8 protein-coding genes and 1 pseudogene are annotated in these 10,244 nt (G+C 72.2%); 2 read left to right on the forward strand and 7 right to left on the reverse strand.

Features of this window, described 5'->3' with window-relative positions; all coding sequences use genetic code 11:
- Nucleotides 1–199: 199 nt before the first annotated feature.
- Complete coding sequence (locus LCE31_RS30385; RefSeq protein WP_225020011.1) at nt 200–1,192, reverse strand: LysR family transcriptional regulator; 993 nt, start codon at nt 1,190–1,192, stop codon at nt 200–202.
- A gap of 62 nt (nt 1,193–1,254) precedes the next feature.
- On the opposite strand from LCE31_RS30385, the gene LCE31_RS30390 reads away from it, so the two are divergent.
- Nucleotides 1,255–2,508 (forward strand): MFS transporter, encoded by a 1,254-nt coding sequence (locus LCE31_RS30390; RefSeq protein ID WP_225020013.1) that lies wholly within the window; start codon nt 1,255–1,257, stop codon nt 2,506–2,508.
- A gap of 127 nt (nt 2,509–2,635) precedes the next feature.
- Nucleotides 2,636–3,622 carry a sigma-70 family RNA polymerase sigma factor gene (locus tag LCE31_RS30395; RefSeq protein ID WP_225020014.1) on the forward strand — a complete coding sequence of 329 codons (987 nt, stop codon included), beginning with the start codon at nt 2,636–2,638 and terminating at the stop codon, nt 3,620–3,622.
- A gap of 33 nt (nt 3,623–3,655) precedes the next feature.
- On the opposite strand, the gene LCE31_RS30400 is transcribed toward LCE31_RS30395, so the two are convergent.
- The 6 genes and pseudogenes from LCE31_RS30400 to LCE31_RS30425 form a co-directional block, all read right to left on the reverse strand.
- Nucleotides 3,656–4,267, reverse strand: a complete 612-nt coding sequence (locus LCE31_RS30400; RefSeq protein WP_225020016.1) for a Uma2 family endonuclease — start codon at nt 4,265–4,267, stop codon at nt 3,656–3,658.
- A 105-nt stretch (nt 4,268–4,372) separates the two neighbouring features.
- The gene (locus LCE31_RS30405) at nt 4,373–5,650 is read right to left on the reverse strand and encodes a thymidine phosphorylase (protein WP_225020022.1); all 1,278 of its coding nucleotides are present in this window, start codon (nt 5,648–5,650) and stop codon (nt 4,373–4,375) included.
- Nucleotides 5,651–5,754: 104 nt separating this feature from the next.
- A pseudogene (locus LCE31_RS30410) lies at nt 5,755–6,147 on the reverse strand (cytidine deaminase); the annotation flags it as partial.
- The gene (locus tag LCE31_RS30415) at nt 6,144–7,439 is read right to left on the reverse strand and encodes an ABC transporter permease (protein WP_225020018.1); all 1,296 of its coding nucleotides are present in this window, start codon (nt 7,437–7,439) and stop codon (nt 6,144–6,146) included. The gene LCE31_RS30415 and the pseudogene LCE31_RS30410, both read right to left, overlap by 4 nt.
- Nucleotides 7,436–8,569 (reverse strand): ABC transporter permease, encoded by a 1,134-nt coding sequence (locus LCE31_RS30420; RefSeq protein WP_225020020.1) that lies wholly within the window; start codon nt 8,567–8,569, stop codon nt 7,436–7,438. Before LCE31_RS30420 ends, LCE31_RS30415 begins: the two co-directional genes overlap by 4 nt.
- Entirely contained in the window at nt 8,566–10,212 is a 1,647-nt protein-coding gene (locus tag LCE31_RS30425; protein WP_374118592.1) for an ABC transporter ATP-binding protein, read from the reverse strand. The genes LCE31_RS30420 and LCE31_RS30425 overlap by 4 nt, the downstream gene beginning before the upstream one ends.
- Nucleotides 10,213–10,244: the final 32 nt, after the last annotated feature.

The following is a 10,244-nucleotide window of genomic DNA, read 5'->3' on the forward strand; positions in this document are numbered from 1 at the left end:
CCTCGCTTGGGGGGCCCGGGCCCTTTGTTATACCCCCCCCGGCCGGGGGGCCGGGGGGGGGGGGCCCGGGCCGGGGGGGGGGGTCCCGTCCGGCTCTGTCGTTTCCATGGCGGTCGGTTGCCGGGCGGGTGTCGGCGCCCTCTTCCCGTACGCCCCTCGCGGTGCCCGTGTCGTCGGCGCCCGGGCGCCCAGCGGGCGTTCACGCCGTCACAAGGCCCCCCTTGCGGGACAGCAGGAAGCGTTTGAAGGCGGCCACGGGGGGTGTGTCGTGGTGGCCCTCCAGCCAGGCGACGCCGATCTCGCGGGCCGCGCGCGGCGCGGTGACCGTCAGCTCCGCGACGCCGGGGCGCGCGAAGGCCGGGGGTGGCAGCAGCGCCACGCCGAGTCCGGCGGCGACCAGTCCGCGCAGCGTCTCGGCCTCCTCGCCCTCGAAGGCGATCCGGGGCCTGAAGCCGGCCAGCGCGCACAGGTCGTCGGTGATGCGCCGCAGTCCGAAGCCGGGCTCCAGCGTCACGAACGCCTCGTCCGCGGCCTCCGCGAGCCGTACGCGCCTGCGGTGCGCGAGCCGGTGGTCCCCGGGGACGACGAGGCGCAGCCGCTGCTCGTCGAGCCGGTGGGCGACGAGGCCGGGCTCCTCGGGCACGGGCGAGGTGAGGCAGAGGTCGAGTTCGCCCGCGCGCAGCCGTTCCAGCATCGCCTCCCCGTAGGTCTGTACGAGCTGGAACCTGACCCGCGGATGGTCGGCGCGGAACTCGCGCAGCAGACCGGGCACGGTCTCGGAGCCCATGGTGTGCAGGAACCCGAAGGCGACCTTGCCGGACGCGGGGTCCGCGTCGGCCCGTACGGACTCGGCGGCGCGCTCGATGTCGGCGAGCGCGGTCTCCACGGCGGTGAGGAAAGAGCGGCCCGCGGGGGTGAGCGCGACGGTGCGGCCCTTGCGGTCGAAGAGGGCGACGCCGAGGTCCGCCTCCAGGCGGACGATGGCGCGGGAGAGGGTGGACTGCGGAACGCCCGTGTCCAGGGCCGCCCTGGTGACGTGTTCGTAGCGCGCGACCCGGGCGAAGTAGGCGAGGCGCGGGGCGAGGACGACCGGCCAGTCCAGTCCGTCCCGCGCCCGGTCGACCCGCCATTCGATGCGGTTCTCGTCACTTTTCGGCGCTGTTCGCGCCTCGGACCTCTGTTCATGCTCCACGGGAACGATTGTCTCCGAATGATGCATTGGACGCATCAAGGGGACGTTCGTACGTTCGTCCCATGGCCTCTGTCAGTACGGTGGCGCCGGCGGCGCCCGCGCTCCTGTCCCCCGGCCGGCCCGGATACCGGCGGCTGAGCCTCGCCCTGTTCGTCGCGGGGATCGCGACCTTCGCGCTGCTGTACTCGACGCAGGCCCTGCTCCCGGCCGTCTCCGACGGGCTGCGTGTCTCCCCCGGCGACGCGAGCTGGACGGTCGCGGCGGCGACCGGCGGGCTGGCCGTGGCCGTCGTACCGCTGAGCGCGCTGTCGGAACGTTTCGGCAGGCGGTCCATGATGACCGCGTCCCTGGTGGTCGCGGTCGCCGTGGGCCTCGCCGTGCCGTTCGCGCCGAACCTCGCGGTGCTGATCGCGCTGCGGGCCGTGCAGGGCGCGGCGCTCGCGGGCCTGCCCGCGTCGGCGATGGCGTTCCTCGCGGAGGAGGTGGAGGCGGGCGCGCTGGTCTCGGCCATCGGCCTGTTCGTCGCGGGCAACAGCATCGGCGGCATGAGCGGGCGGATCTTCACCGGCTGGATCTCGCAGGCCTGGGGGTGGCGCGCCGCGCTGCTCGCGGTCGGAGTCGCCGCCGTCGCGTGTGCGGTGATCTTCCGGGTCATGGTGCCGAAGGCCCGCAACTTCACGCCGCGTCAGCTCTCCCCTCGCGGGTTCGGCCGGACCGTGGGCGAACACCTCGCCAATCCCCTGCTGCTGCGCCTGTACGCGATCGGCGCGCTGTTCATGGTGGTGTTCGGCGGGGTCTACACGGTGATCGGCTACCGGCTGTCGGGCGCGCCGTTCAGCCTGCCGCAGGGCATCGTCGGATCGGTCTTCGTCGTGTACCTCGTGGGTACGTTCGCCTCGGCGGCCTCGGGCCGGGTCGTCGCGCGCCTCGGCCGGCGCGGGGCGCTGTACGCGGCCCTGTGCACCACGGCGGCCGGGCTGCTGGTGACCCTGGTGGACTCGATCGCCGCCGTGATCGCGGGGCTGGTGCTGATCACGGCCGGGTTCTTCACGGGGCACTCGGTGGCGTCGTCCTCGGTCAGCCGCACGGTGACGCAGGCGCGGGCGCAGGCCTCCGCGCTGTACCAGGCCGCGTACTACCTGGGCAGCAGCGCCGGCGGCGCGATCGGCGCCGCGGCCTTCCACTCGGCGGGGTGGGCCGCGACCGTCGGCATGGGCCTCGTCGCGATGGCGGGCGTCGCGGGCCTGACGCTGTACGGCACGGTCGGCGCGCGGCGGACCGAACGGCGCGCCGCCCGAGGGGCCCCGGCCGCCTGACCGCCGCCTGACCGCCGTGTGAGCACCGTCCGGGCACCGTCCGAGCGCCGATTGTCAGTGGGCTGCGGTAGCTTCCGAAGGAAGGGCTCCCGTCCGGGTGCCATGGGGGCTAACGGGGTGACCGACGATGTCTGAGACGGCGACGACGCAGGATCTCGACGCACGGCTGGAGGAGCACCGCAGGGAGCTGACGGGCTACTGCTACCGGATGCTCGGCTCGCTGTTCGAGGCCGAGGACGCGGTGCAGGACACGATGGTGCGGGCCTGGCGGAGCATCGACACGTTCGAGGGCCGGTCCTCCCTGCGCTCGTGGCTGTACCGGATCGCGACGAACGTGTGCCTGGACATGCTGGGCGCGGGCCGCCGCAGGGCGCGCCCGATGGACCTCTCGGAGCCCACGCCGGTGGCCCAGGCGCGGCTCAGCGCGCGGCCCGAGGCGACCTGGCTGGAGCCCGTGCCGGACGGGCGGGTGCTGCCGTCGGCGGCCGACCCGGCGGAGGCGGCCGTGGAGCGCGAGACGATCCGGCTGGCGTTCGTGGCGGCGCTCCAGCACCTGCCGCCGAAGCAGCGCGCGGTGCTGATCCTGCGCGAGGTGCTGGCCTGGCGGGCGAGCGAGGTGGCGGAGCTGCTGAGGACCACGGTCGCGTCCGTCAACAGCGCGCTCCAGCGGGCCAGGGCGACACTCGCCGAGGCCGCGCCCGCCGAGACGGACACGGCCGACGAGCTGGACGCGGCGCAGAAGCAGCTGCTCGACCGCTATGTGGCGGCCTTCGAGGAGTACGACATGGAGGCGCTGACGGCGCTGCTGCACGAGGACGCGACGCTGTCCATGCCGCCGTACGACCTGTGGCTGCGCGGCCACGAGAACATCGTGGGCTGGCTTGAGGGCGTGGGCTCGGTCTGCCGCGGCTCGCGCCTGGTGCCGCTGGTGGCGAACGGGACGCCGGCGTTCGCGCACTACCACCGCGCGGAGGACGGCGACGGGTTCACCCCGTGGGCGCTGATGATCATGGAGATCGGGGACGGGAAGATCCGGGGGATCAACTCCTTCCTCGACACGTCCCGCTGGTTCCCCCTGTTCGAGGCGCCGATGCGGCTGCCCGCCGGAAGCTGAGCCCGGCCCGGCCGGCCGCGGGCGCGGCGGCCGTCAGGCGACGGGGAAGGCGGAGGTGTCGATGTCACACCCGAAGGGCTCGGGAAGGACCAGCTTCTCGCCGAACTCGCCCACGAGCAGCGCCCGGTACGTGCCGTCGGCCGGCTCGCCGTAGAGCGTGAAGGTCGGACGCGCCGAGTGCCACGAGTCGAGGAGCAGGTACAGGGGCACCCCGGCGTCCGCGTAGCCGTGGACCTTGGCGATCCGGTCGTGGTTCGCGTTGGACTCGGAGGTGATCTCCACGACGAGCTTGGCGCGGTCGGCCGGGAGCGAGCTCGGCCGCTTGGCGAGGTCGGCGCGCTCCGCGAGAACGAGGTCGGGGATGTAGAGGCCCTTCTTGGACGGCAGAACGAGGCCCAGGGTCTGGTAGACGCCCCAGTCCTTCGGCTTGGCCGCGTACAGGACCTCCTGCACGAGGTCGGCGATCAGATTGTGGTCATTGGACGGCGGCGGTGCCACGGTGATGATCCCCTCGATGATCTCCACCTTGCAGCCCTCAGGCGCGTCCGTGCCCTCCCAGAGGCGGACGAGATCGTCCCAGCCCTGCCCGTGCGGGGCCTCGGGCTCGGCGGCGAGTGCGCTCATGGCGGTCTCCTTGTCGGTCATCACCGATACCAGCATGCCGAACGGGACCGCCGCAGGTCCATCGATCCCGTTCACCCATACGTGTCACACGCATATGCCAGTGGCCGAAGCTCCAGTTCAAAGCCGTCAGGCAATACGCTCCCGCACCACCGGAGTCCGCTCGTACGGCGTCCCGGGCGCGGCCACGTCGTAGGCGCCCTCCAGCGACTCCAGGGCGTACGCGAACTTCTCCGGGGTGTCCGTGTGCAGCGTCAACAGCGGCTCGCCCGCGCGCACGTTCTCGCCCGGCTTCGCGTGCAGTTCGACGCCCGCGCCCGCCTGCACCGGGTCCTCCTTGCGGGCCCGGCCCGCGCCCAGGCGCCAGGCGGCCACGCCGACGTCGTACGCGTCGAGGCGGGTCAGCACGCCGGTCGACGGGGCGGTGACCACGTGCTGTTCGCGGGCCACCGGCAGCGGGGCGTCCGGGTCGCCGCCCTGGGCCGCGATCATGCGGCGCCACACATCCATCGCGGCGCCGTCCGCGAGCGCCTTCTCCGGGTCGGCGTCGGGCAGGCCCGCCGCGTCCAGCATCTCCCGCGCCAGGGCGAGCGTCAGCTCCACGACGTCGGCGGGGCCGCCGCCCGCGAGGACCTCGACGGACTCGCGCACCTCCAGCGCGTTGCCCGCCGTCAGGCCGAGGGGCGTCGACATGTCGGTGAGCAGGGCGACGGTCCGTACGCCGTGGTCGGTGCCGAGGCCGACCATGGTCGACGCGAGTTCACGGGCGTCCTCGATCGTCTTCATGAACGCGCCGGAGCCGACCTTGACGTCCAGGACGAGCGAGCCCGTTCCCTCCGCGATCTTCTTCGACATGATGGAGGAGGCGATCAGCGGGATCGCCTCGACCGTGCCGGTGACGTCGCGCAGCGCGTACAGCTTCTTGTCGGCGGGGGCGAGCCCGTCGCCCGCCGCGCAGACGACGGCGCCGGTGGAGTCGAGGACGCGCATCATCTCGTCGTTGCTGAGCGAGGCGCGCCAGCCGGGAATCGACTCCAGCTTGTCGAGGGTGCCCCCGGTGTGGCCGAGGCCCCGGCCGCTGAGCTGCGGGACGGCCGCGCCGCAGGCGGCGACGAGCGGCGCGAGCGGCAGGGTGATCTTGTCGCCGACGCCGCCGGTGGAGTGCTTGTCCGCGGTGGGGCGCTTGAGCGCCCGGAAGTCCATGCGCTCGCCGGAGGCGATCATCGCGGCGGTCCAGCGCGCGATCTCGGTCCGGTTCATGCCGTTGAGCAGGATCGCCATCGCCAGCGCGGACATCTGCTCGTCCGCGACCGCGCCGCGCGTGTACGCGTCGATCACCCAGTCGATCTGGTCCGGGGTCAGCTCGCCCTTGTCGCGCTTGGTGCGGATCACCGAGATGACGTCCATGTCACTCATTTCTGTCGCTGTTCGTTCCGGAAGCCGTCAGAGGAGCCGTCCGGGGAGTCGCCCCGGGAGTCGTCCGTGGATCGGGCATCGGTTCCGGGAGTCGTCAGGTGGCCGGGGCCGAACGCCTGCGGCAGCATCTCCGCCAGCGTGCGCAGCCCGTCCGGGGTTTCGAGGACGAGGGCGGGACCGCCGAACTCGTAGAGCAGCTGGCGGCATCTGCCGCACGGCACCAGCACCTGCCCCGCGCCGTCGACGCAGGTGAAGTGGGTGAGCCGGCCGCCGCCCGAGAGTTGGAGCGCGGAAACGAGCCCGCACTCGGCGCACAGGCCGATCCCGTACGAGGCGTTCTCGACGTTGCATCCCGCGACGGTGCGCCCGTCGTCGGTGAGCGCCGCCGCGCCGACCGGGTAGCGCGAGTAGGGGGCGTACGCGCGGAGCATGGCCGCGCGTGCCGCCTCCCGCAGCGCCGTCCAGTCGGGCGCGGCGGCGTCGGTCACGATCCCTGGCCCTTCCTGTACCGCAGGCCGTCCGCCTTCGGCATCCGCAGGCGCTGGGCCGACAGGGACAGCACCAGCAGCGTCACCACGTACGGGGTCGCGCCGACGAAGTCGTCCGGCACCGAGTCCGTCAGGAGGTACCACACCAGGATCAGCGCGGCCATGGCCCCGCTCACGATCGCCTGCACCGTCGCCTTCTTGTACGCCTTCCATACGCCCAGCAGTACCAGCAGGACCACCAGGAGCAGCAGCAGCGCGTGCACGGTGTCGCCGCCGTTGCGCAGCTGGAGGGCGTCGGAGAAGCCGAAGAGGCCCGCGCCCATGGCGAGGCCGCCCGGCCGCCAGTTGCCGAAGATCATCGCCGCGAGGCCGATGTAGCCGCGTCCGCCGGTCTGGCCCTCCAGGTAGAAGTGGGAGGAGACCATGGCGAGGAACGCGCCGCCGAACCCGGCGAGGCCGCCGGAGATCGCGACGCCGATGTACTTGTACGAGTACACGTTGACGCCGAGCGATTCGGCGGCGACCGGGTTCTCGCCGACGGACCGCAGGCGCAGGCCGAAGGAGGTGCGCCAGAGCACGAGCCAGGTCAGGGCGAACAGCGCGGCGGCGAGGATCGTCAGGATCGACAGGTTGGTGAAGACGCCGCCGACGATGCCCGCGAGGTCGGAGATCAGGAACCAGTGGTGGTTCGCCAGCGAGCCCAGGCCGTCGGACACGCCCGGCACGGTGAACTGCGGCAGCGAGTCGACCGGCGGCGACTGCTTGGGGTTGCCGCCCTTGTTCAGCGCGTCGCCGTGGTTGAAGAACAGCTTCGCCAGGTACTGCGTGACGCCCTGCGCGAGCAGGGTGATGGCGACACCGGAGACGATGTGGTCGACGCCGAAGGTGACGGTGACGACCGCGTGCAGCAGGCCGCCGAGCACCCCGAACGCGACGCCGGCGAGCAGGCCGAGCCAGGGGCTCGTCTGCCAGCCGATCCAGCCCGCGCCGAACGTGCCGAGGATCATCATGCCTTCGAGGCCGATGTTGACGACGCCCGCGCGCTCCGACCACAGGCCCGCGAGGCCCGCCATGCCGATGGGCACGGCGAGGCCGAGCGCGGCGGCGATCTGGCCCTCGGAGTCGAGCTGCTCCGAGCCGGTGACGATGCGCACGAGGGAGACGAGGACGAGCGCGGCGGCGACGATCAGCAGGATCTTCGGCACGGACAGCTTCCCGCGTCCCGCCGGCTTGCCGTCGCCCGCGGCCTTGGGCGCCGTGGGCGGCGGGGTGGCCGTGGTCGTGGCGGTCATCGCGCCACCTCCAGCTTCTCGTCGGTGGCTGCGGCCGCCTGGGCGGCGAGTTCGGCGCCGACGCGCTGCTGCTGGCGGCGCAGGCCGAAGCGGCGTACGAGTTCGTAGGCGATCACGACGCACAGGACGATGACGCCCTGGATGACGCCCAGGATCTCCTTGTCGTAGCCGATGAGTTCCAGGTGTCCCGTGGTGCGTTCCAGGTAGCCCCACAGGAGGGAGGCGATGGCGATGCCGACCGGGTTGTTGCGGCCGAGCAGCGCGATGGCGATGCCGGTGAAGCCGACGCCGAGCGGGAAGTCGTTGCTGAAGGCGTGGCTGTCGTTGAGCAGGGTCGGCATGCCGACGAGGCCCGCGATGGCGCCGGAGATCACCATGCTGGTGACGACCATCTTCTTCACGCCGACGCCGCTGGCCTCGGCCGCGGACTCGGACTGGCCGACGGTGCGCAGGTCGAAGCCGAAGCGCGTACGGCCGAGGACGAACCAGTAGGCGACGCCGACCAGCGCGGCGATCACGATGAAGCCCCACAGATCGCCCGCCGGGCCCGCGTTGAAGGTGAAGAACCAGGACGACTTCGGCAGGTTCTTCGTCGACACGAGCGTGCCCGCGTCGTCCAGCTGCCCGAGTTTGCCGGGTTGCAGGAGGTACGCGATGACGGCGGTGGCGATCGAGTTCAGCATGATCGTGGAGATGACCTCGCTGACCCCGCGCGAGGTCTTGAGGATGCCCGCGATGCCGGACCACATGGCGCCGACGACCATCGCGACCAGGATGATCACGATGATCTGGAGCGGGCCCGGCAGGTGCAGGGCGCCGCCGACGACCGCGGCGAAGAAGGCCGCGATGCGGTACTGGCCGTCGACGCCGATGTTGAACAGGTTCATCCGGAAGCCGATGGCGACGGCGACGCCCGCGAGGTAGTACGTCGTCGCCTTGTTCAGGATGTAGATCTGGCTGTCGCTCGCGGAGCCGTACGACAGCATGTCGTTGAACGCCTCGAACGGGTTCTTGCCGGTGGCGAGGATGACCAGCGCGGTCACCACGAGCGCGGCGACGACGGCGAGGACGGGGGCCGCGATCGCGAGGAGCAGCCGCTCCTTGTCGACGCGGCCGGTGAGCTTGTTCATGCGTCGTCGCCGCCTTCCGGGGCGGCCGCCTGGGCGGGGATGCCCGCGGCCTCGTGGTCCAGGTGGCCGCTGGCGGCGCCGGTCATCGCGGAGCCCAGCTCCTCGGGGGTGATGGCGGCGGGGTCGGCGTCGGCGACCAAGCGCCCGCGGTACATGACGCGGAGCGTGTCGGACAGGCCGATCAGCTCGTCCAGGTCGGCGGAGATCAGGAGCACCGCGAGGCCGTCGCGGCGGGCCTGGCTGATCTGGTCCCAGATCTGGGCCTGCGCGCCGACGTCCACGCCGCGCGTGGGGTGCGCGGCGATCAGCAGCTTGGGGTGATGGCTCATCTCGCGGCCGACGATCAGCTTCTGCTGGTTGCCGCCGGACAGGGAGGCCGCGGTGACCTCGATGCCGGGCGTGCGCACGTCGTACTCCTGGACGATGCGCTCGGTGTCGAGCCGGGCGGCGCGGGCGTCGAGCAGGCCGCGCCGGGAGTTGGGGGTCTCGGTGACATGGCCGAGGACCCGGTTCTCCCACAGGGGGGCCTCCAGCAGCAGGCCGTGCCGGTGGCGGTCCTCGGGGATGTAGCCGACGCCGCTCTCGCGGCGCCTGCGGGTGGGCGCGGCGGAGATGTCCGTCCCGTCGAGGACGACGGTGCCGGAGTCGGGCGTGCGCATGCCCATGACGGCCTCGACCAGTTCGGCCTGGCCGTTGCCCTCCACGCCCGCGATGCCGAGGACTTCGCCCTGGTGGATGGTGAAGTCGATACCGCCCAGCACCTCGCGGACGACGCCGTCGGAGTCGGTCGCGGTCAGCCGCAGGCCGCTGACGGTGAGCGCCGGGGTGTCGGTGACGGTGGACTCGCGGGTCTCGGGCGAGGGCAGTTCGCTGCCGACCATCAGCTCGGCGAGCTGCCGCGAGGTGGTCGTACGCGGGTCGGCGGTGCCGACGGTGGTGCCGCGCCGGATGACGGTGATCTCGTCGGCGACGGAGAGCACCTCGCCCAGCTTGTGCGAGATGAAGATGACGGTGAGGCCCTCGGACTTGAGGCCGCGCAGGTTGTCGAAGAGCGCGTCGACCTCCTGCGGGACGAGGACCGCGGTGGGCTCGTCGAGGATCAGCGTACGGGCGCCCCGGTAGAGGACCTTGAGGATCTCGACGCGCTGCCGGTCGGCGACGCCCAGCTCCTCGACCAGGACGTCGGGGCGGACGCCGAGGCCGTACGTGTCGGAGAGCTCCCGGATCTTGGCGCGGGCCCTGCCGCCGATGCCGTACAGCTTCTCGCTGCCGAGCGCGACGTTCTCCAGGACGGTGAGGTTGTCGGCGAGCATGAAGTGCTGGTGCACCATGCCGATGCCGCGGGCTATGGCGTCCGCCGGGCTGCCGAAGGAGACCTCGGCGCCGTCGATCCTGATGGTGCCCTCGTCCGGCTTCTGCATGCCGTAGAGGATCTTCATCAGGGTCGACTTGCCGGCGCCGTTCTCGCCGCAGAGGGCGTGGACGGTGCCTCTGCGGACGGTGATGTCGATGTCGCTGTTGGCGACGACACCGGGGAACCGCTTGGTGATGCCGCGGAGTTCGACCGCGGCCGCGGTGGCGGTGGCTCCGGCGCCCGGGGTGCCGGGCGGGGCTGGTGGAGTGGGAGGGCTTGACGCGTTGATGGCGCACTCTCCTTGGGGGTAAGGAGGGGTGG

This window comes from Streptomyces sp. 8L (genome assembly GCF_020176795.1).
Lineage (GTDB): Bacteria > Actinomycetota > Actinomycetes > Streptomycetales > Streptomycetaceae > Streptomyces.

Bases quoted from the DNA above. Each gene is read 5' to 3' on its own strand.
- LCE31_RS30390 (WP_225020013.1), top strand. From the start codon at position 1,255: ATGGCCTCTGTCAGTACGGTGGCGCCGGCGGCGCCCGCGCTCCTGTCC.
- LCE31_RS30395 (WP_225020014.1), top strand. From the start codon at position 2,636: ATGTCTGAGACGGCGACGACGCAGGATCTCGACGCACGGCTGGAGGAG.
- LCE31_RS30400 (WP_225020016.1), bottom strand. From the start codon at position 4,267: ATGACCGACAAGGAGACCGCCATGAGCGCACTCGCCGCCGAGCCCGAG.
- LCE31_RS30405 (WP_225020022.1), bottom strand. From the start codon at position 5,650: ATGGACGTCATCTCGGTGATCCGCACCAAGCGCGACAAGGGCGAGCTG.
- LCE31_RS30415 (WP_225020018.1), bottom strand. From the start codon at position 7,439: ATGACCGCCACGACCACGGCCACCCCGCCGCCCACGGCGCCCAAGGCC.
- LCE31_RS30420 (WP_225020020.1), bottom strand. From the start codon at position 8,569: ATGAACAAGCTCACCGGCCGCGTCGACAAGGAGCGGCTGCTCCTCGCG.